The sequence below is a fragment of the Gordonia sp. L191 genome (genome assembly GCF_030077625.1).
Classification (GTDB): domain Bacteria; phylum Actinomycetota; class Actinomycetes; order Mycobacteriales; family Mycobacteriaceae; genus Gordonia; species Gordonia polyisoprenivorans_A.
Genome location: NZ_CP125996.1, coordinates 3,167,124 through 3,188,704 on the forward strand (window position 1 = coordinate 3,167,124; position 21,581 = coordinate 3,188,704).

General features: G+C 64.2%; 14 protein-coding genes and 3 rRNA genes. 7 read left to right on the plus strand and 10 right to left on the minus strand.

Going from position 1 to position 21,581, the window contains the following annotated elements; genetic code table 11:
• Window positions 1-89: 89 nt before the first annotated feature.
• From QNM97_RS14345 to QNM97_RS14360, 4 genes are all read right to left on the minus strand, one after another.
• Window positions 90-1,367: an MFS transporter gene (locus tag QNM97_RS14345; protein ID WP_283819110.1), complete on the minus strand. Its 1,278-nt coding sequence runs from the start codon at window positions 1,365-1,367 to the stop codon at window positions 90-92.
• A complete protein-coding gene (locus tag QNM97_RS14350; protein ID WP_283819111.1) occupies window positions 1,364-1,672 on the minus strand; it encodes a thiamine-binding protein in 309 nt (102 codons plus the stop codon). Before QNM97_RS14350 ends, QNM97_RS14345 begins: the two co-directional genes overlap by 4 nt.
• Window positions 1,673-1,715: 43 nt before the next feature.
• Entirely contained in the window at window positions 1,716-2,075 is a 360-nt protein-coding gene (locus tag QNM97_RS14355; RefSeq protein ID WP_283819112.1) for a DUF3817 domain-containing protein, read from the minus strand.
• 126 nt (window positions 2,076-2,201) lie between these two features.
• A complete protein-coding gene (locus QNM97_RS14360; RefSeq protein ID WP_283819113.1) occupies window positions 2,202-3,401 on the minus strand; it encodes an acetyl-CoA C-acetyltransferase in 1,200 nt (399 codons plus the stop codon).
• A gap of 80 nt (window positions 3,402-3,481) precedes the next feature.
• Between QNM97_RS14360 and mce the strand changes: the two genes are divergently transcribed.
• Both mce and QNM97_RS14370 read left to right on the plus strand, forming a co-directional pair.
• Window positions 3,482-3,967 carry a methylmalonyl-CoA epimerase gene (gene mce, locus QNM97_RS14365; protein ID WP_283819114.1) on the plus strand — a complete coding sequence of 162 codons (486 nt, stop codon included), beginning with the start codon at window positions 3,482-3,484 and terminating at the stop codon, window positions 3,965-3,967.
• 96 nt (window positions 3,968-4,063) lie between these two features.
• Window positions 4,064-5,164, plus strand: coding sequence for a coiled-coil domain-containing protein (locus tag QNM97_RS14370; protein WP_283819115.1), 1,101 nt, complete (start codon window positions 4,064-4,066; stop codon window positions 5,162-5,164).
• A gap of 16 nt (window positions 5,165-5,180) precedes the next feature.
• Here the strand turns inward: QNM97_RS14370 and nucS are convergent, their stop codons facing one another.
• From nucS to QNM97_RS14385, 3 genes are all read right to left on the minus strand, one after another.
• Window positions 5,181-5,879 carry an endonuclease NucS gene (gene nucS / locus QNM97_RS14375; RefSeq protein ID WP_208795814.1) on the minus strand — a complete coding sequence of 233 codons (699 nt, stop codon included), beginning with the start codon at window positions 5,877-5,879 and terminating at the stop codon, window positions 5,181-5,183.
• A gap of 100 nt (window positions 5,880-5,979) precedes the next feature.
• On the minus strand, window positions 5,980-7,416 hold the full coding sequence (gene glsA / locus QNM97_RS14380) for a glutaminase A (protein WP_244332863.1): 1,437 nt from the start codon (window positions 7,414-7,416) through the stop codon (window positions 5,980-5,982).
• A 72-nt stretch (window positions 7,417-7,488) separates the two neighbouring features.
• A complete protein-coding gene (locus QNM97_RS14385; RefSeq protein WP_283819116.1) occupies window positions 7,489-8,718 on the minus strand; it encodes a helix-turn-helix domain-containing protein in 1,230 nt (409 codons plus the stop codon).
• 166 nt (window positions 8,719-8,884) lie between these two features.
• Here QNM97_RS14385 and QNM97_RS14390 point away from each other — a divergent pair, with 166 nt between their 5' ends.
• The 4 genes from QNM97_RS14390 to QNM97_RS14405 all read left to right on the plus strand — a co-directional run bounded on the left by QNM97_RS14390 (window position 8,885) and on the right by QNM97_RS14405 (window position 14,469).
• Complete coding sequence (locus tag QNM97_RS14390) at window positions 8,885-10,735, plus strand: NAD(P)/FAD-dependent oxidoreductase (protein WP_283819117.1); 1,851 nt, start codon at window positions 8,885-8,887, stop codon at window positions 10,733-10,735.
• A 217-nt stretch (window positions 10,736-10,952) separates the two neighbouring features.
• Window positions 10,953-11,852 carry a universal stress protein gene (locus tag QNM97_RS14395; protein ID WP_283819118.1) on the plus strand — a complete coding sequence of 300 codons (900 nt, stop codon included), beginning with the start codon at window positions 10,953-10,955 and terminating at the stop codon, window positions 11,850-11,852.
• 149 nt (window positions 11,853-12,001) lie between these two features.
• Complete coding sequence (locus QNM97_RS14400) at window positions 12,002-12,904, plus strand: universal stress protein (RefSeq protein WP_502874896.1); 903 nt, start codon at window positions 12,002-12,004, stop codon at window positions 12,902-12,904.
• The gene (locus tag QNM97_RS14405; RefSeq protein ID WP_283819120.1) at window positions 12,904-14,469 is read left to right on the plus strand and encodes an APC family permease; all 1,566 of its coding nucleotides are present in this window, start codon (window positions 12,904-12,906) and stop codon (window positions 14,467-14,469) included. Before QNM97_RS14400 ends, QNM97_RS14405 begins: the two co-directional genes overlap by 1 nt.
• Window positions 14,470-14,642: 173 nt before the next feature.
• On the opposite strand, the gene rrf is transcribed toward QNM97_RS14405, so the two are convergent.
• From rrf to QNM97_RS14420, 3 genes are all read right to left on the minus strand, one after another.
• Window positions 14,643-14,759: ribosomal RNA gene (gene rrf / locus QNM97_RS14410) — 5S ribosomal RNA — on the minus strand.
• A gap of 156 nt (window positions 14,760-14,915) precedes the next feature.
• A 23S ribosomal RNA gene (locus tag QNM97_RS14415) occupies window positions 14,916-18,053 on the minus strand.
• Between the two features lie 440 nt (window positions 18,054-18,493).
• A 16S ribosomal RNA gene (locus QNM97_RS14420) occupies window positions 18,494-20,018 on the minus strand.
• The 16S, 23S and 5S rRNA genes sit together here, the layout of an rRNA operon.
• A gap of 709 nt (window positions 20,019-20,727) precedes the next feature.
• On the opposite strand from QNM97_RS14420, the gene mftM reads away from it, so the two are divergent.
• A complete protein-coding gene (mftM, locus tag QNM97_RS14425; protein ID WP_283819121.1) occupies window positions 20,728-21,576 on the plus strand; it encodes a mycofactocin oligosaccharide methyltransferase MftM in 849 nt (282 codons plus the stop codon).
• Window positions 21,577-21,581 lie beyond the last annotated feature (5 nt).

Below are 21,581 nucleotides of genomic sequence, written 5' to 3' on the forward strand. Positions count from 1 at the left end.
CAGCTGCGGCCGCCTGCTGGGCTGCGGCTGCCTGTGCCCTGTTGGAAGGTCTGCTCACCCCTACAGTGTGTCATGACCGCGCGTCGCGCTCACGCGCGTGAGGTGCGCTCACGCCTGTCGGGCGGGGCGACCACCCCGGCGGCAGCGACCGCGAACGCGAGGGCGACCAACACCGGTGTGAGACCGAGACGCAGACTCGAGTGGCCGCTGATGACGCCGACGATCGCCGGCCCGGCGAGCATGCCGAGGTAGCCGCAGCCCACCACCATCGAGATCGCCCGCCCGCTCGAGTGCTCGGTGAGATTGCCCGCGGCGGTGAAGATCTGCGGGATGAGCCCGGCCAGTCCGATGCCGAACACCGTCCATCCGATGATCGCGACGATCGCCGAGCCGGTGGTCGGTGTCGACGGGACGAGCGCGATGACCATCCCGACGGCACCGATGACCGCACCCCCGCGGACCACCGATACCCGCCCCACGCGTGCCGCGATGGGGTCGACGACGAACCGGGCGATCATCATCGCCGCGCTGAAACTCGCGAAGGCGATGGCGCCGACGGCCTCACGGGTCCCGAAGGTCTCGACGATGTGCAACGCACTCCAGTCATACGACGTGCCCTCGGCGAGCATCAGCACGAACGCCAACGCCGCCATCACCGACAGGCGTCGCAGGTCCACCTCGCGCCACCACCTAGCGCGTGCGCCATCCGGCGAGGCCGGGACACCGGGTTCGGGCGACCCCGTGCCGGCGTCACTGCCGACATCGCGCGGCGCCGCCACCGGGTCACCCCGGGCGACGATCCCACGCGCCGCGACCGCCACCACGACCAGTCCGATGCCGGCGAGCACCGCCACCGTCGCCACCACCGGCCATCGCAGCCACAGTCCCAGGGCCACCGCACCGGAACCGAGAAGTCCACCGACGGAGAAGAAGCCGTGGAACGCCGACATGATCGGGCGCCGATAGATCCGTTCGACGACGACGGCCTGCGCGTTCATCGACACGTCGAGGGAACCGTTGGTGAATCCGAAGAGGGCGAGCGCGCACGCGAGACCGACCGGGCCGGTGGCCAGGACCGGACCCAGCATCACCGGGCACAGCACCACCGCTGCGGCGATCGTGGTGGGTCGCGAACCCACCCGGTCGATCAGATGCCCGCAGACCTGCATCCCGACGAACGCCGACGCACCCACGAGCAGCAGCATCGCGCCCAACAATTCGTGCGAGGTACCGGTGCGTTCGGTGATGACCGGGATGTGGGCCACCCAGAGAGCGGCCAGGAAACCGTTGAGGCAGAACACAGCGGCCACGGCGGCGCGGGACCGACCCAGATGCCCGGGCACCGCCGACCGCACGGTGTCGGTCAATTCTCCAGATGAGCGTCGACCCGGGCGACCTTGCCCGCCAGTTCTCCGGTGTGCCCGGGCCGGATGTCGGCCTTGAGCACCAGCCCGACGCGGGGGGCGAGTTCGGCGACCGCCTCGGTGGCCTGCTTGACCACGGCCATCACCTCGTCCCACTCACCCTCGATGTAGGTGAACATCGCGGTTGTCTGATGGGGCAGACCGGACTCGCGGACCACCCGCACCGCCTGTGCCACCGCAGCGCTCATGCCGCCGTCGTCGTCGACGGCGTCGCCACCCGACGGCGAGATGCTGAATGCGACGATCATCGTTGCATCCCCATCAGCCGAGTATCTCAGGCAGCCGAGTATCTCAAGCAGCGGCCGCTGCGTTGCTCGTCGACTCCGACAGTTCGGCGAGGTGTCCGTTGCGCCGGGCCCACCACTCGAAGACCAGCGTCCCGAACGGGGGGATGCTCGAGAGCAGGGCCAGCCCGGTGACCTTGACGCTCCAGCGCAGGGAGAACGCGGTGAGCAGCGAGATCACTACGAACGCCATGAACACGATCCCGTGCGTCATGCCGGGGATCTGCACGGCCTCGTCGTGGCCGAGCACCCACTTGAAGAACATCGCGACGAGCAGCGCCGCCCACGTGATGGCTTCGAGCACGGCGACGAAGCGGAATCGTTTGGCGGGCGTGGACAGGTCGAAGAATTGCCTCATGCGGTCCATTGTGCCGGAGCCGGCGACAACCTACGACATCCCGTAGTAGCCGTGCGCCATCCGACGTGACCCACGTCACGTCTATCACGGGATCGTTGCGGTGTCGCCCAGACCCCGGCGATCAGACCCCGGCGATCAGGCCTTGGGGACCCGGACGATCAGCGCATCGCCCTGCCCGCCTGCGCCACAGAGTGCCGCGGCGCCGACGCCGCCACCGCGCCGCTGCAGCTCCAGTGCCAGGTGCAGCGTGATGCGTGCACCGGAGGTGCCGATCGGGTGACCGACGGCGATCGCTCCACCGTTGACATTGACGATCGACTCATCGACGCCCAGCGATTTCGTCGAGGCCAGCCCGACGGCCGCGAATGCCTCGTTGATCTCGATGAGGTCGAGGTCGGTGGGCGCGATCCCGGCACGGTCGCAGGCCTTGCGGATGGCATTCGCGGGCTGCTGCTGCAGCGACGAATCCGGACCGGCGACGACGCCGTGCGGACCGATCTCGGCGAGCCAGGTGACGCCGAGCTCGGTGGCCTTGGCCTTGCTCATCACCACGACCGCGGCCGCACCGTCGGAGATCTGCGAGGAGTTTCCCGCGGTGATGGTGCCGTCCTTGCGGAAGGCAGGCCGCAGGCCGGCCAGCGAATCGGCGGTGGTGTCGGCACGGATGCCCTCGTCCTCGGCGAACTCGATCGGATCGCCCTTGCGCTGCGGGATCGACACCGGAACCACCTCGTCGGCGAAGACACCGTTCTTCCAGGCCGTGGCGGCGAGCTGATGGCTGCGCGCAGCGAATTCGTCCTGCTCGGCGCGACTGTGGCCGTCGACATCGTTGCCCTGCTCGGTCAGCGCACCCATCGGCTGATCGGTGAACGCGTCGAACAGGCCGTCGTAGGCCAAGTGGTCGACGAGTTCGGTGTTGCCGTACTTGAAGCCACTACGACTGCCCGGCAGCAGGTGCGGCGCCTGGGTCATCGATTCCTGACCGCCGGCGACCACCACGTCGAACTCCCCGGCGCGGATCAGCTGGTCGGCGAGTGCGATCGAGTCGATTCCCGACAGGCACATCTTGTTGATCGTCAGCGCGGGCACATCCCACCCGATACCGGCCTTGACCGAGGTCTGGCGTGCGGGCATCTGTCCGGCGCCGGCGGTCAGGACCTGACCCATGATCACGTACTGGACCTCCGAGGCGGCCACCCCCGAGCGCTCAAGTGCACCCTTGATGGCGATGGCACCGAGGTCGACGGCACTGAAACCCTTGAGAGAACCGAGCATCCGGCCGAACGGTGTGCGTGCGCCTGCGACGATCACCGACGTCGTCTGATCTGGGGACATGGGGACCTCCACGACTCTGACCGCGGCACCAACCGAGCGGTCGCTCTGTACTTTGTCGCCTCTAACGCTACCGTTAGTCCATGAGTACTTCCGCAGCTGACCCCGCCACCACCACCCCATCGCCGGCCGCACTGATCTCCGACCTCGTCGTCGCGATCGATCACGTCGGCATCGCCGTGCCCGATCTCGATGCCGCCAAGCAGTGGTACGCCGACAATCTGGGCTTCGTGGAGCTCCACGAGGAGACCAACGACGACCAGGGCGTACGTGAGGCGATGATCGGCCCACAAGGAGGTGACGGTGCCGTCATCCAACTCCTCGCGCCGCTGACCCCGGAGTCGACCATCGCGAAATTCCTCGACCGCAGCGGCCCGGGTCTGCAGCAGCTCGCGGTGCGGGTCACCGACGTCGTGGCGGTGATGGACCGCTTGACCGCGAACGGCGTCCGCGTGTTGTACCCGCAGCCGCGCCGAGGCACCGCCGACTCCCGAATCAACTTCGTGCACCCCAAGGACGCCGGCGGAGTACTCCTCGAGCTGGTCGAGCCCGCGGCGTCGGCCCACTGAGGGTCGCCCGGCCGCGTAGACCTCCGGGTCCGCGCGGCCGGGGAGCGACCTTCCACCTCCCCGGCGCGTGCGGGCGCTGCGATTAGACTGGCTCGCATGTCAGCCCCTGCACCCAAGCAGCAGTTACCGTTCGCAATCGTGATGCGCGGGTACGACCGAGAACAGGTCGCCGACCGCCTCCGACGCATTGACGCCGACATGCGGGTGCTGGCCGCCGATCGCGATGCGGCCACCTCGCATGCCCGCGAACTCGCCGCACACCTCGCCGACGCGCGCGACGAGATCGAGGAGCTACGCCGCGAGGTCGACAAGCTGTCGGTGCCGCCGACGTCGGTGACCGGCATGAGTGAACGCCTCTCCCGCATGTTGCAGCTGGCCTCCGACGAGGCATCGGAGATGCGCGCCGACGCGAGTGCCGAAGCAGCCGAGACCGTGTCCGTGGCTCGCCAGGAGGCCGAGGACACCCAGCGCAACGCCACCGAGGAGGCCCAGCGGATCGTCGCCGACGCCCGCGCCCGGGCGAGCAAGATCGTCGGTGACGCCGACGAATATTCGGCGAAGACGCGCAACGACGCCGATGCCATCAAGGCCGAGGCCGCTGCGGACGCCGAACGCGCCGCCGCCGAACGCGCCGAGCGCGCCGCCGCGATGGAGTCCGAACACGAGAAGACGATGACCGCGGCGAAGGCCGAGGCGCAACGCATCCTGACCAAAGCGCGCAGTGAGACCGACGAACTCCGGCGCCGCACGGCGCAGGAGTTGCACGACGCGCGAACACAGCACGATGCCGAACTGTCCGCCCAACGTGCCGAGGCCGACGCTCTCGCCGCCGACATCGAACGGAGCGCCCGGGCCATCGCCACCGAACGGGTGGCGCGCTCGCGTGAACTCGGCGACCGCGTCACGAAGGCACGCGATGAGATCGTCTCCGAGTTCTCGCGGATCTCCGAGCGCCTCGCCGAACTCCCCGCGCTGTTGAACACCGAGGTCGATGCCGAGCTGACCACCGCGTCCGAACACAGCGACGCCGAACTCCTCAACACCCTGTTGTCACGCGACGCGCAGATCGACACCGAGCCGTTTCAGAAGACCACCGGGCCGTTCCAGAAGACCACCGGCCACAATGGGCGCCACGCCGACAAACACGCCGACACCGCACCGATCCACACCGCCCCGCTCGAGGTCGAACAGAACTGACCGGCTCGACAATCGATCAGAACAATCGGAATTCGGTGCTCTCGGCCCCGCGGAGTGCATCGTAATCGAGTACCAGACAACGGATTCCACGGTCCTGCGCAAGGGTCCGCGCCTGTGGCTTGATCTGCTGCGCGGCGAACACCCCGCTGACCGGGGCGAGGAGCGGATCGCGGTTCAGCAATTCCAGGTACCTCGTCAACTGCTCGACGCCGTCGATCTCGCCGCGCCGCTTGATCTCCACCGCGACGGTCGCGCCGTCGGCGTCACGGGCGAGGATGTCGACCGGGCCGATCGCCGTCATGTACTCCCGGCGGATGAGGGTGTGCCCGGGCCCCAGGGTCTCGACGTGCTCGGCGAGCAATTCCTGCAGGTGGGCTTCGACACCGTCCTTCACCAGCCCCGGGTCGACTCCGAGTTCGTGGGTGGAATCGTGTTCGATCGAGGTGATCGTGATCCGCAGTTCCTCACCGGCCTTGTTGGTCACCACCCAGTAGGCGACCACCTCGTCGTGCGCGGAGGCGACCTCCTCGGGCACCGGCTCCTCGGCCAGCCAACAGGGTGGGCTCATCCAGTTCAGCGGTTTGTAGGCGCGGTCGTCGGCGTGCACGCTCACCGACCCGTCGGACTTGATGAGCAACAGCCGACGCGCCATCGGCAGATGGGCCGTGAGCCGTCCGACATAGTCCACTTGGCATTCCGCGATCACCAGACGCACAGACGGCAGCTTAACCGCTCACCGCACGACTCGGAGAACCCCACTCCGGGCCCCGCCGCGGAAATCTCGTCCGGTGATTCCCTACCGGAAAGCGCACGCGTCACGGACGCCGAAAGGACTCCAGTTGGAACTCCTCGGCGTCGCGGACCGCGGCCTCCATCGTCGAGTGCACGTGCGGCAGTGTCGGGTCGAGGCCCAGGAGTTGTTCGGGCGCATTCAGATTCGGCACCACGAAGTCGGAGCGATGACTGTCCACACTCGCCCGCACCACACCATCGGGATCGACGAGCATGGCGCGCTGCCCGCGTAGTTCGGTGGTGTGCTTGATACCGAGCAGCATCGTCCGCGCGACCGGATCTATCACGCCCACCCGCGAGATCTCGACGATCACGACATCGAGGTCGTCGAGATCGGACTCGATGCGACGCAGGGCGCGCTCGGCGCCGGCGAAGGTCAGATCCCCCTGCAGTTCGTACACCCGCACCCGGTCCCGACAGGTTCGCAGGTAGCTGCGCTGCAGCTCGTCCCAGTCCGCGCCGACCTCGAACTCGCCGATCGAGTACACCGACCGGATCGACACCCGGCTCTCCCGCGTCACATTGAACATGTGCAGGCCGAGGTCACGCGACAACCGCCGACAGGTGTCGACGCCACGCACACTGTTGCCGTGCTGATCGAGGCGCGGCGAGTACACCCCGATCCCGAGCTGGCCGGGCAGGACCGCCAGAATGCCGCCGCCGACCCCGCTCTTGGCCGGCAGGCCCACCGAGGTGACCCAGTCCCCTGCGCCGTCGTACATGCCGCATGTGGTCATCACGCTCAACAACCGCTGGGCCACCTCATTGCTCAGCACCCGGCGTCCGGTGCGCGGATTGACCCCGCCCGCGGCGATCGTCGCGGCGATCGCGGCGAGGTCGTCGCTGGTCACCCGCAGCGAGCACTGACGGAAGTAGAGGTCGAGGGCCGCCTCGGGGTCGGTGTCGACCGCACCGAAACTGTCGAGCATGTAGACGATGGCACGATTGCGGGAGCCGGTGGCGGCCTCGGAGGCGTACACCTGCTCATCGATCGTCAGATGCCTTCCGGCGCAACCGGAGTAGAACTCGACGAGTTCGTCGAACGCCTCGTCCACGGCAGTGGCGGGCAGAGACCGGACCGGCGGCAGCAGCATCGACGACGCCAGGATCGCCCCCGCGTTGATCATCGGATTACGCGGGCGCCGCCGCTCGTCGACGCTGATCTCGTTGAATGCCTCACCCGACGGTTCGACGCCAATCTTGGCATCCACCTCCGCCATATCGAGGCGGGTCAGCGCGAGCGCGTACGTGAGTGGCTTGGACACCGATTGAATCGTGAACTCGACGCCGACGTCACCGAGGGAATAGGTGTTGCCGTCGTGCATGCACATCGACAAGGCGTAACCATCGGGGTCGACGGCGGCGAGTTCGGGGATGTAGTCGGCGACCGCTCCGGAACGATCGGGGGCGCACTCATCCATGATGTGGTGCAGGTATCCGTGGACATGCGAGATCGGCACGGCACCAATCTATCCGGTGCGACAGCCGTCCCGCGCCGATCCGGCGAGTCGGCGACGGGGGGGTACGGCCGGTCAGTCGGGGGCCGAGCGCGTGTCGCGCACCACCACGCCGTCGGCGAAGCGGTAGGGGTTGGCACACAGCAGGCCGCCGAAATGCTTACGCAGACGCGAGATCTCGGCCCTGATGGTGATGGTGCGGTCGGCGACACCGAAGAGGTTCTGCGACAGTTCGGCCGCACGGAGCCCGCCGGGTTGCGCGGCGGCGAGCATGCCGAGGATCTGGGCATGCCGGGGCGAGAGACGTTGGGTCCAACTGCCGGCGAACCCCTCGACGCGCACCACCACGCCGGCGCCGTCGGCGCCGATCACCACCTCGGTGGGCCGGCTCGGATCGGTGGCCTCGACCGTCCGGAGCAGCCACCCTCCCGGCAGTGGTTCGATCTCGCACAGGCCGAGGTCGGGTACGGCCGCGCGGCCGGGCGCGAGTCCCGCCGGGATGCTCAGGCGCGCTCGCGGTGCCACCGAACCCACCGCGGCCACCCAGCCGTCGCGGTCGACCGCCATGGCCGGGCCGTCGGTCCGCGCGAGTATGGGCGCGGCAACCGCCCGGAGTTGGTCGAGGATACGTCGATGGTGTTCGCGCAGCCGGGATTCGGCCAGCCGGGCAACCGTGTCGACCAGGGCCAGTGTGGTCGGGTGGATCGTGGCCGCCGGGCCACTGACGTCGACCACCCCGAGCACGTCGCCGCTGCGTGGATTGCGGATGGGCGCACCCGCGCACGTCCAGGTGTGATGGGTGCGCACGAAATGCTCCGCGGAGAACACCTGAACCGCCCGTCCCGACTCGAGGGCGGTGCCGATTGCATTGGTACCCACCGACGATTCCGCCCAGCACGCACCCTCGACGAAACCGAGCCGGTCGGCCCGATGCAGCACCTGGTTGGCACCGCTGCGCCAGAGCACGTGCCCGGCCGCGTCGGCGACGACGAGAATGTTGTGGCCGTCGGAGATCACCGCATCGAGGCCGAAGGTCAGGTCGTCGAGGACCTCGTGCAGTCCCGACTCGTTTCGACGCACCTCGATCTCGGCCACGTCGAGAGCTGCCGCATCCGGACCGTGGTCGGGGTCGACCCCGGCGCCGAGGACACGTCCCCACGATTCACTGATGACCTGGCGGGGACGGGCCGGCGGCTTGTCACCCGCCATCGCCGCGTCGTACACCGCCGAGAGGACGGCCGCGAACTGGCGCGGATCGTCGCCGGCGGCGACGGCGGGCTCGAGTCCGGCTGGCAGTGTCGACACCTCACGATTGTGCGCTCGGTCACAGCCAATTCGCAAAGACACCACCGGGGTTGCATCGGGTTGCAGTCCCGTGCCCCGCACGTCGCAACGGGATGCAACCCTTGCCGTCACGCATCGACGGCGCGTGTGCTGTGAGTCACATCAGAGATGACCGAAGGGAGCTGGCATGACCCAGACACTCGAACCCGATGTGGCGACCGCCGCAGACCAACCGCCCACACCACAACAGCGCGCCACCCGGTGGCTCGATCGATTCGAGACCGCACTCGCCGCACGCGACATCACGGCAGTGACCTCGATGTTCGCCACGGACTCGTTCTGGCGCGATCTGGTGTCGTTCACCTGGAATCTGAAGACGGTCGAAGGCCGCGAGCAGATTGCCGACATGCTCGGCGAGCGCCTTTCCGACACCGACCCATCGGGCTTCGCCACCAGCGAACCGGCCACCGACGACGACGGGGTGGTCTCGGCGTTCATCGAGTTCGAGACGGCGACCGGCCGGGGCGTCGGGCATCTGCGTCTACGACCCGACGCCGACTCCGGCGAGGACCAGGCGTGGACCCTGCTGACGACCCTCCAGGAACTCAAGGGCCACGAGGAACACAGCGGCCCGACCCGGGTCATGGGAGCGGTTCACGGATCCGACCCCGACACCCGATCCTGGGCAGAGCGCAAGGCCGACGAGGAGGCCGAGCTGGGGCGGACGCGTCAGCCGTATGTCCTCGTCGTCGGCGGCGGTCAGGGTGGCATCGCCCTCGGCGCCCGACTACGCCAGCTCGGCGTTCCGTCGATCGTCATCGACCGCCATGATCGCCCCGGCGATCAGTGGCGCAACCGCTACAAGTCGCTGTGCCTGCACGATCCGGTCTGGTACGACCACCTGCCGTATCTCCCCTTCCCGGAGAACTGGCCGGTCTTCGCACCCAAGGACAAGATCGGCGACTGGCTCGAGTTCTACACCCGGGTCATGGAGGTGCCCTACTGGTCGAAGACGACGTGCGAATCGGCAACCTACGACGAGGCCACCGGCCGCTGGACCGTCGAGATCGATCGCGACGGCGAGCATCTGACCCTGCACCCCGATCAGCTGGTCCTGGCGACCGGTATGTCGGGCAAGGCCAACGTGCCCACCTTCCCCGGCCAGGACGTGTTCACCGGTGAGCAGCACCACTCCAGTCAACACCCCGGGCCCGACGGTTACGTCGGCAAGAAGGTGGTGGTGATCGGTTCCAACAACTCGGCCCACGACATCTGTAAAGCTTTGGTGGACAACGGTATCGATACGACCATGGTGCAGCGGTCCTCGACGCACATCGTGAAGTCCGATTCGCTGATGGAGATCGGCCTCGGCGCCTTGTACAGCGAGCAGGCGGTGGCGGGCGGGATGACCACCAAGAAGGCCGACCTGACATTCGCCTCGCTGCCCTACCGGATCATGCACGAGTTCCAGATCCCGCTCTATGACCAGATCCGGGAACGCGACAAGGACTTCTACGCTCGCCTCGAGGCGGCAGGCTTCGACCTGGACTTCGGTGACGACGACTCGGGCCTGTTCATGAAGTACCTGCGACGCGGCTCGGGCTACTACATCGACGTCGGCGCCTGCGAACTCGTTGCCGACGGCACCATCAAACTCCAGCACGGCGACGTCGACCATCTCACCGAGAACAGTGTCGTTCTCGCCGACGGTACTGAGTTGCCCGCCGACGTCCTGGTCTATGCGACCGGCTACGGCTCGATGAACGGGTGGGCCGCGGACCTGATGGGCCAGGAGATCGCCGACAAGGTCGGCAAGGTGTGGGGCCTGGGGTCGGAGACCACCAAGGATCCCGGTCCATGGGAAGGCGAACAGCGCAACATGTGGAAGCCGACGCAGCAGCCCGGTCTGTGGTTCCACGGCGGCAATCTGCATCAGTCACGCCACTATTCGCTGTATCTCGCGCTGCAGCTCAAGGCCCGGTACGAGGACATCGCCACGCCGGTGTACGGACTGCAAGAGGTGCACCATCTGAGCTGAGTCGCCAGCGACGACGAGCCGGGCCGCATCGCCGAATCCCCGAGGCGCCCGGCTCGTCTGGTGTCCGGACCTGGCTGAGGGGTTTCGGTCGGTGACGGGCGGGGTGAATCGGGGCGGGGTGATCGGGGCGCACACGCGTGTCCCAGACACGTGTGCGGCACGCGTGAGAGTGAGAGCATCGAAGCGCACACCCCGAACACCGCCGATCGGAGCCGCCATGCCCTCCCGCAAACTGCTCGCCGCCTATCTCCCGACGCCGGGCGGCGAGGACGCACTGGCCCTCGCGATCGCTCTCGCCGGCCCTTTCCACGCGGCACTCGATGTCTGCATGGTCTTACCCCCGCCACCGGAGAGCGACGGTGACGCCGGCGCCGACTCGGTCCGGACGACCACGGAGATGTTGGACGCCCAGGCCGCCGACTGGCTGTCGGAGGCGGTCGGCCGTATTCCGGATGAGGTGGTCGCCGAGGGGCACATCGCCTTTCACGAGAACGCCGCCGAGGGTCTGGTGGCCGAGGCCGAGGCGACCGGGAGTGCGGCCATCATCGTCGGCGGTTCGGGAGGGGGCATCCGTGGACGTCACGCGCTCGGATCGGCGGTCAACGACCTGCTGCACATCTCGACCAAGCCGGTGGTGATCACGCCGCTCGGGGCTCAGGAGACCGCCCGTCCGCTACGTCGGATCACCTGCGCGATCGGCCGCCGGCCGGGGTCGACACCGCTGCTGCGCGCCGCAGTCGACGCGTGCTCACGGTCCGGTCTGCCTCTGCGTCTGGTCTCGTTGGTCACCAGCGACGACGCCACGGCCCATCGTGACGGTGACATGACGGGCGATGACGAGAACCGAGCAGTGGCCCACGCCACCGAACAGCTTGCCGAGCATGTGGCGTCCTTCGGAGCACAGTTGCCCGACGGTCAGGAGATCACCTCCGAGGTGCTCACCGGCGACACCATCGAGGATGCCGTCGCGTCGCTGGAGTGGACCGCCGAGGACATCATCTTCGTCGGCTCCAGCCGACTGGCTCGCCCACAGCAACTGTTCTTCGGGGCAACGGCGTCGAAGATGCTGCGCGCGTTGGCCATTCCCATGGTCGTCGTACCCAGGGATCCCGGCTGAGCGAGTGATCTCCCCGGCGGCTTCACCACGATGTCCATGCGCAGGGGTGACGATTCGACATTGTGGCTGGTGCATACCGGACGTGATGCGGCGCACAGTGGGGTTCGTTGATCCGAAACGGGCGGATCAGACGTTACGAACCCTGACCGATGGGAGCCCACATCATGACCACCGGCCGCACACTGCTGGTCGCCTACCTCTCCACGCCGGGCGGACAGGACGCATTGGCGCTCGGCGTCGTCCTCGCGCGATCCCTGCACGCCGATCTCGACGTCTGCATGATCTTGCCGCCGCCGTCGGCTACGGCACAGATCGCAGCCACCGGCAACGCCGATTTCGCGGAAATCCTCGACGAGCAGGCGACACGATGGCTCACCGAGGCCACCGACCGCATTCCCGACGACGTCCCCGCCACCAGCCGGGTCGCCTTTCACGACAATGCCGCCGAAGGGCTGGTGGCCGAGGCACAGGCGACCGGCTGTGCGGCGATCGTCGTGGGTGGCTCCGGAGGCGGACTGGTCGGTCGCCACTCACTGGGATCCGTCGTCAACGACGTCCTGCACGCGTCGACGACGCCGGTGGTACTGACGCCACGCGGTAGCCGGGACACGGCGTGCGCACCGCGTCGGATCACCTGTGCCATCGGCCGACGGCCGGGTACCGCGCCGCTGGTGCGTGCCGCCGTCGACGCCTGTGCCCGAACCGCGTTGCCCCTGCGGCTGGTCTCCCTGGTCACCGATGACGACCACGTGACCCCGTGGCGCCGCGACGCCGACGACGACGACGCACGGGCTGCCGCGGCCGCCCACCTCGCCGACGTGCTCGCCCAGGCACGCGCCGAGCTCGGTGACGACCATCCGATCACCTCGGCCGTCGTGCCCGCCCGCACCACCGAGGACGCCATCACCTCGCTGCACTGGGACGACGGCGACCTCATCTTCGTCGGTTCGAGCCGACTCGCCCAGCCCCGCCACCTGTTCCTCGGCTCGACCGCAGCAAAGATGTTGCGCGCGTTGTCGGTTCCGATGATCGTCGTTCCGAAGGACTCCTGATGAATCCCAACGACCCCACCACCTCTCGCTCCGGTGCCGCCCCGACGATCCCCGACTCCCACGTCGCCAACGACAAGGGGCTCGCCGCCGGCAAGGTCGGCGTGCTCTCCGGAGCGATTCTCGGGATATCGACGGTGGCTCCCGGCTACACCCTCACCGCCAGCATCGGCCTGATCGTCGCCGCAGTCGGCCTGAAGATGCCGGCGATCTTCATCGCCGGATTCATCCCGATGTTTCTGACCGCCTACGCCTACCGTGAGCTGAATTCCGACACCCCCGACTGTGGCGCCTCGTTCACCTGGTCGACCAAGGCTTTCGGGCCGTACGTCGGCTGGATGTGCGGATGGGGCATGGTGGTCGCGACGATCATCGTGCTCTCGAATCTCGCCGCAATCGGCGTGCAGTTCTTCTACCTGATCATCGCCCAGATCGCCGACCGCCCCTCGATAGCCGACCTCGGAACGAACAAGCTCGTCAACATCCTCACGACGTTGGTTCTCCTGGCGATCGCCACCTGGGTCTCCATGCACGGGATCACGACCAGCGAGCGTATCCAATACGTGCTCGTCGGCTTCCAGATCGTGGTGCTGTTCGCCTTCGCGATCATCGCCTTCGTCAAGGTCGGCGCCGGAGACGCCCCCGCAGGCTTGTCCTTCGACATCGATTGGTTCAACCCGTTCACCGGGCTGACGATCTCGGCATTCGCCGTCGGGCTCACCGGCTCGATCTTTGCGTTCTGGGGGTGGGACACCTGTCTCACCCTCGGCGAGGAGTGCAAGGACCCGCAACGGACCCCGGGCCGCGCCGGAATCCTCTGTGTCCTGTCGATCCTGCTCACCTATCTGCTGGTCGCCGTCGCGGTGATGATGTACGCCGGCGTCGGCACCGACGGTGTCGGGCTGGGATCGGAGGCCAACGCCGAGAATGTCTTCGGCGCGCTGGCCACACCAATCCTTGGTCGATGGGGTGGGTTGCTGCTCTTCGCCGCAATCCTGGTGTCGTCGATTGCGAGCCTGCAGACGACGTTCCTGCCCGTGGCCCGCACCATGCTCGCGATGGGCACCTACGGCGCATTTCCCAAGAAGGTCGCCGAGATCCATCCCCGCTTCCTGTCCCCGGCCTTCGCCGCATTGGTGGCCGGGATCGTGACGGCGGTGTTCTACACGGTGGTGACTGTGTTGTCCGAGCGCACATTGATCGACACGATCGCCGCCTTGGGCATCATGATCTGCTGGTACTACAGCATCACCGCATTCGCCTGCGTCTGGTATTTCCGGCGCACGCTGTTCTCGTCCGCACGAAACTTCTTGTACCGCTTGCTATTCCCGTTTCTCGGTGGACTCGCTCTCATCGTCGTGTTCGTCATCTCGGTCGGCGAGAGCATGAATCCCGACAACGGCAGTGGCGCGTCGATCTTCGGTATCGGTCTGGTCTTCTACATCGGATTCGGACTGCTCGCCGTCGGCGCCGTGGTGATGCTCTATCTGCGCGCCCGCCATCCCGCGTTCTTCCGCGGTGAGACTTTGCCACGCACGACGCCGGAGGAATCGGCACCAGCGCAGTAAGTCGTTGGCAGTTTGTGTGTCGACTTCGGCGTTGTGTGTCCTGCAGCGCACACAACGCCGGAGTCGACACACATTCCAGGCCTAACGGTTCTATCCGTGAGGAGCAAGCAGGTGGGTTGAATGGGTGATGCCCCGCAACACGGTGTGTGTTGCGGGGCATCCCTCAAATTTGTGTTCGGCGGTGTCCTACTCTCCCACACTGATTAGGGTGCAGTACCATTGGCGCTGGTGGGCTTAGCTTCCGGGTTCGGAATGGGACCGGGCGTTTCCCCACCGCTATAGCCGCCGAAACTCTGTGAAACCTCCCACGGGGGCTCCGCCCCCGTGCACCCCCACAAAAAGACTGTGGGTGGTGACGGTTTATTTGTTTACCGTGTTGTTTCAGAAGTACATAGTGGATGCGACACATCTTGATTCTTTGAGAGTACGAAAGAATATAAGGATGTTGTTGTAAGTCCTCGGCCGATTAGTACCAGTCACCTACACCCATTACTGGGCTTCCAGTTCTGGCCTATCAACCCCATGGTCTGTGGGGGGCCTTAACCACTCAAAGGTGGTGAGAAACCTCATCTTGGAACAGGCTTCCCGCTTAGATGCTTTCAGCGGTTATCCCTTCCGAACGTAGCCAACCAGCAATGCTCCTGGCGGAACAACTGGCACACCAGAGGTTCGTCCGTCCCGGTCCTCTCGTACTAGGGACAGGTTTCCTCAAGTTTCTAACGCGCGCGGCGGATAGAGACCGAACTGTCTCACGACGTTCTAAACCCAGCTCGCGTGCCGCTTTAATGGGCGAACAGCCCAACCCTTGGGACCTACTCCAGCCCCAGGATGCGACGAGCCGACATCGAGGTGCCAAACCATCCCGTCGATATGGACTCTTGGGGAAGATCAGCCTGTTATCCCCGGGGTACCTTTTATCCGTTGAGCGACACCACTTCCACACGTTGGTGCCGGATCACTAGTCCCGACTTTCGTCCCTGCTCGACATGTACGTCTCACAGTCAAGCTCCCTTGTGCACTTACACTCACCACCTGATTGCCAACCAGGCTGAGGGAACCTTTGGGCGCCTCCGTTACCTTTTAGGAGGCAACCGCCCCAGTTAAACTACCCACCAGGCACTGTCCCTGAACCCGATCAGGGTCCGAGGTTAGAAGTCCAATACGATCAGAGTGGTATTTCAACAACGACTCCACAACCACTGGCGTGGCCACTTCACAGTCTCCCACCTATCCTACACAAACCGAACCGAACACCAATACCAAGCTATAGTGAAGGTCCCGGGGTCTTTTCGTCCTGCCGCGCGTAACGAGCATCTTTACTCGTACTGCAATTTCGCCGAGTCTGTGGTTGAGACAGCAGAGAAGTCGTTACGCCATTCGTGCAGGTCGGAACTTACCCGACAAGGAATTTCGCTACCTTAGGATGGTTATAGTTACCACCGCCGTTTACTGGGGCTTAAATTCTCAGCTTCACCACCGAAGTGATTAACCGGTCCTCTTAACCTTCCAGCACCGGGCAGGCGTCAGTCCGTATACATCGTCTTACGACTTCGCACGGACCTGTGTTTTTAGTAAACAGTCGCTTCTCTCTGGTCTCTGCGACCCACACCAGCTCAAACAGTAAATGTCGTCACCAGAATGGGTCCCCCTTCTCCCGAAGTTACGGGGGCATTTTGCCGAGTTCCTTAACCACAGTTCTCTCGATCGCCTTAGTATTCTCTACCTGACCACCTGTGTTGGTTTGGGGTACGGGCCGTGTACCAACTCACTAGAGGCTTTTCTCGGCAGCATAGGATCATGGAATTCACCACAACGGTTACGCATCACCTCTCACACATACAGACGACGGATTTACCAATCGCCAGTGCTACAGGCTTACACCAGGACAACCATCGCCTGGCCCCACTACCTTCCTGCGTCACCCCATCGCTTGCCTACTACCACCCAAGGTCCCATGCAGCCCCCTCACGTACTCCGAAGAGTATCGATCAGGATTTGGATGGTTAGTACAGATGATTCAGCATGGACGCGGATACACGGGTACGGGAATATCAACCCGTTGTCCATCGACTACGCCTGTCGGCCTCGCCTTAGGTCCCGACTCACCCTGGGCGGATTAGCCTAGCCCAGGAACCCTTGGTCATCCGGCGGCAGAGTTTCTCACTCTGCTTTCGCTACTCATGCCTGCATTCTCACTCCCACACCCTCCACACCTAGATCACTCCGGCGCTTCCACGGATGCAGGACGCTCCCCTACCCACCCACACACCTAGCCGATCCCCCATAGAGAACCGGCGGGCTCACATGTGAGTGCCGCGGCTTCGGCGGTGTACTTGAGCCCCGCTACATTGTCGGCGCAGGATCACTTGACCAGTGAGCTATTACGCACTCTTTCAAGGGTGGCTGCTTCTAAGCCAACCTCCTGGTTGTCTTCGCGACCCCACATCCTTTTCCACTTAGTACACGCTTAGGGGCCTTAGCCGGCGATCTGGGCTGTTTCCCTCTCGACTACGAACCTTATCGCCCGCAGTCTCACTGCAGTGCTCTCACTTACCGGCATTCGGAGTTTGGCTGACGTCAGTAACCTAGTAGGGCCCATCGGCCATCCAGTAGCTCTACCTCCGGCAAGAAACACACCACGCTGCACCTAAATGCATTTCGGGGAGAACCAGCTATCACGGAGTTTGATTGGCCTTTCACCCCTACCCACAACTCATCCCCTCCATTTTCAACTGAAGTGGGTTCGGGCCTCCACGCGGTCTTACCCGCGCTTCACCCTGGCCATGGGTAGATCACTCCGCTTCGGGTCTAGACCCGGCGACTATAGAACGCCCTATTCAGACTCGCTTTCGCTACGGCTACCCCACACGGGTTAACCTCGCCACCGAGCACTAACTCGCAGGCTCATTCTTCAAAAGGCACGCCATCACCCACGATTCACCAAAGAATCCACAGGCTTTGACGGATTGTAAGCGTCCGGTTTCAGGTACTCTTTCACTCCCCTCCCGGGGTACTTTTCACCTTTCCCTCACGGTACTAGTCCGCTATCGGTCACCAGGAAGTATTCAGGCTTACCGGGTGGTCCCGGCAGATTCACAGCAGATTCCACGAGCCCGCTGCTACTTGGGGACACCATCACGCAAGACCACACGCTTTCAGCTACCGGACTCTCACCGCCTACGGCAGACCATTCCAGGCCACTTCACCTAGCATGCAGCTTTCTCACTCACGCCCCGACAGGTAGATCGAGGAAGACAGACCCCACAACACCACACACACAACCCCTACCCGGTATCACATGCGCATGGTTTAGCCATCCTCCGCTTTCGCTCGCCACTACTCACGGAATCACAATTGTTTTCTCTTCCTATGGGTACTGAGATGTTTCACTTCCCCACGTTCCCCCCACACAGCCTATACATTCAGCTGGTGGTAACACGACATCACTCGTGCTGGGTTTCCCCATTCGGACACCCTCGGATCACAGCTCGTTTGACAACTCCCCGAGGACTATCGCGGCCTACCACGTCCTTCATCGGCCCCTGGTGCCAAGGCATCCACCGAACGCCCTCAAACACTTACAACAACACCTAAACCCACAGACGCCCCCGAACAACGAAGCCGCCCACCAGTTTAGCCATTTGCCTACAAACATTTTTTCAACTCGAACAAAACACACAAACCAAAAACATTGATTCGATATGCATTGCAAAAATAAAGATGCTCGCATCCACTATGCACTTCTCAAACAACACACACCCACAACATCACCGCATCTCCGCGCCCCACCACAGGACACCTCACCAACACGACAACCATTGCAAGCACCAAGACAACACAACCAGTGTGTTCCCTCAGAACCCCGACAGTGTATTAGCAGCACCGCACCAGTCACCCAGCACGATCACCCGCAACCAACCGCACATACGATCAGCCACATGGCGTGTTTGATGTTTCACCCTATGAACACACACCCACCCAACGGACAGACGCCGCCGGCCTGGGAATGTTGCATGCTCCTTAGAAAGGAGGTGATCCAGCCGCACCTTCCGGTACGGCTACCTTGTTACGACTTCGTCCCAATCGCCGATCCCACCTTCGACAGCTCCCTCCCACAAGGGGTTAGGCCACCGGCTTCGGGTGTTACCGACTTTCATGACGTGACGGGCGGTGTGTACAAGGCCCGGGAACGTATTCACCGCAGCGTTGCTGATCTGCGATTACTAGCGACTCCGACTTCACGGGGTCGAGTTGCAGACCCCGATCCGAACTGAGACCGGCTTTAAGGGATTCGCTCCACCTCACGGTATCGCAGCCCTCTGTACCGGCCATTGTAGCATGTGTGAAGCCCTGGACATAAGGGGCATGATGACTTGACGTCATCCCCACCTTCCTCCGAGTTGACCCCGGCAGTCTCCTGCAAGTCCCCGGCATAACCCGCTGGCAATACAGGACAAGGGTTGCGCTCGTTGCGGGACTTAACCCAACATCTCACGACACGAGCTGACGACAGCCATGCACCACCTGTACACCAACCACAAGGGAACCAACATCTCTGCTGGCGTCTGGTGTATGTCAAACCCAGGTAAGGTTCTTCGCGTTGCATCGAATTAATCCACATGCTCCGCCGCTTGTGCGGGCCCCCGTCAATTCCTTTGAGTTTTAGCCTTGCGGCTGTACTCCCCAGGCGGGGTACTTAATGCGTTAGCTACGGCACGGATCCCGTGAAATGGAACCCACACCTAGTACCCACCGTTTACGGCGTGGACTACCAGGGTATCTAATCCTGTTCGCTACCCACGCTTTCGCTCCTCAGCGTCAGTTACTACCCAGAGACCCGCCTTCGCCACCGGTGTTCCTCCTGATATCTGCGCATTTCACCGCTACACCAGGAATTCCAGTCTCCCCTGTAGTACTCAAGTCTGCCCGTATCGCCTGCACGCCTGCAGTTAAGCTGCAGAATTTCACAGACGACGCGACAAACCGCCTACGAGCTCTTTACGCCCAGTAATTCCGGACAACGCTCGCACCCTACGTATTACCGCGGCTGCTGGCACGTAGTTGGCCGGTGCTTCTTCTGCAGGTACCGTCACCCGAAAGCTTCGTCCCTGCTGAAAGAGGTTTACAACCCGAAGGCCGTCATCCCTCACGCGGCGTCGCTGCATCAGGCTTGCGCCCATTGTGCAATATTCCCCACTGCTGCCTCCCGTAGGAGTCTGGGCCGTGTCTCAGTCCCAGTGTGGCCGATCACCCTCTCAGGTCGGCTACCCGTCGTCGCCTTGGTAGGCCATTACCCCACCAACAAGCTGATAGGCCGCGGGCCCATCCCCAACCGCAAAAGCTTTCCACCACAGAACATGCATCCCATGGTCATATCCGGTATTAGACCCAGTTTCCCAGGCTTATCCCAAAGTCAGGGGCAGATCACCCACGTGTTACTCACCCGTTCGCCACTCGAGCACCCTGCAAGCAGGGCCTTTCCGTTCGACTTGCATGTGTTAAGCACGCCGCCAGCGTTCGTCCTGAGCCAGGATCAAACTCTCCATGAAAAAACATCGAAACCAAACAGTTTCAACACAAACCAGGAAAGCAAAACCTGACAAAAACAATCCAAAAAACTGGCAAAAAAAATCCACACCACACCCCACAACGAGGCGCGATGCACAAACTCTAATGCCACAAAACAAATGGCATCAAACAATCCACCAATACACTATCGAGTTCTCAAAGAACACACACCCACCAACACCACCCCACACAAGGGCGAACTCCGATGAGCTTGTTCTGTTTCTGAAATGTTAACCCCTTCCGGAGCAACTGTTCCAGAGTACCAGGTGCTTGTTCCGTCCGCAACCTCCTCGGTTGGCAGTCAGATCGGCACCCGACGATCCCGCATCCTCATCGCGACACATGACAGTGCCGGCAACGATTTCTCGGGGGCGGTCAACGTCTACCCGGTTTCCTCTCCCCTACCGAACTCCTCTCGGAGCCCTCCGGGGCGGCGCCGCGGCGCGCTGACTTCGAATAAGTTACGCACCCGGGTGCCACGAATCAAATCGCCAGGTGAGCTCCGGGCCGACCGTGCATCCGCCCTGGTCAGCGGCCTCGCTGCCGCTGTCGGAGCTCGCGTATCCGGCCGTGCGGCCCGCTCGCGAGCATTGTGATCTGGGCCATGCGGGGGCTGTGATCGCCTCTCCGTTCGGTCAGCAGATGCACCCGTTCGGGCAGTTTCGCGGCAAAACTCCAGGTCATAGCGTTGTGATCATGAGCGTCACGACGATGAGTGCCGGGCTGCCGACCGCCCGTCGGATCACGGTGCGACACGTCGATGCACTGCCGGCGGATCTGCCCCTCGCCGGACGGGTTGCCTGGTCCACCGACCGGGATGGAGCTCGCGTCGACCTCGTCCACACCTTCACCGCCGCCGAGATCTCGGATGACGCAATGATTCTCGCGCTCGAAGGCCTGATCGATGCCGGCACGTTGTGCGGCCAGTGGGAGTTCGAGGAGGCCGCGGTCGGTCTGATCCGGTCGTGCAGCGATCACGCCGACGACGCGTGGGCCGGCTTCTACGACAACTCGCTGCGCGCGCTACGCGACGGGACGGCGTCGTTCGCGCCTGTCCACCGGCGGGCGCGTTCCCTGATCAGCGGTTCGAGCGTGCTCGAAGTGGGCTGCTGCTTCGGCTTCTTCGCCCTGCAGTGCGCCGAGGACGGTCTCACTGTCGCCGCATGTGACATTTCCGTCGGTGCGGTCGACCTGCTGACCCGGGCCGCACGTAGGCGGGACACCGCTGTGCTGGCAACCGTTGACGACGCCACCGGCCTCGATTTTCGCGACTCCTCGGTCGACACCGTCACGTTGATCCACCTGCTCGAGCATCTCCCCGCGGAGCAGGCGCGCGCGGCCATCAACGAGGCACTTCGGGTGGCGCGTCGGCGCGTGGTGATCGCGATCCCGTATGAGGATCGTCCGAGCGAACACTTCGGCCATCTCGTTCGGTTGGGGCCCGACAACCTGCACGCCTGGGCGGACGCAGCCGACCACGCCGGCGCCGAGTTCCTCACCGATCACGGTGGTTGGCTGGTGCTCACCCCACGTCGCTGAGCCTC

Bases quoted from the DNA above. Each gene is read 5' to 3' on its own strand.
- QNM97_RS14405 (WP_283819120.1), top strand. From the start codon at position 12,904: ATGAATCCCAACGACCCCACCACCTCTCGCTCCGGTGCCGCCCCGACG.
- QNM97_RS14360 (WP_283819113.1), bottom strand. From the start codon at position 3,401: ATGTCCCCAGATCAGACGACGTCGGTGATCGTCGCAGGCGCACGCACA.
- QNM97_RS14355 (WP_283819112.1), bottom strand. From the start codon at position 2,075: ATGGACCGCATGAGGCAATTCTTCGACCTGTCCACGCCCGCCAAACGA.
- QNM97_RS14400 (WP_502874896.1), top strand. From the start codon at position 12,002: ATGGGAGCCCACATCATGACCACCGGCCGCACACTGCTGGTCGCCTAC.
- QNM97_RS14370 (WP_283819115.1), top strand. From the start codon at position 4,064: ATGTCAGCCCCTGCACCCAAGCAGCAGTTACCGTTCGCAATCGTGATG.
- mce (WP_283819114.1), top strand. From the start codon at position 3,482: ATGAGTACTTCCGCAGCTGACCCCGCCACCACCACCCCATCGCCGGCC.
- QNM97_RS14350 (WP_283819111.1), bottom strand. From the start codon at position 1,672: ATGATCGTCGCATTCAGCATCTCGCCGTCGGGTGGCGACGCCGTCGAC.
- QNM97_RS14395 (WP_283819118.1), top strand. From the start codon at position 10,953: ATGCCCTCCCGCAAACTGCTCGCCGCCTATCTCCCGACGCCGGGCGGC.
- QNM97_RS14390 (WP_283819117.1), top strand. From the start codon at position 8,885: ATGACCCAGACACTCGAACCCGATGTGGCGACCGCCGCAGACCAACCG.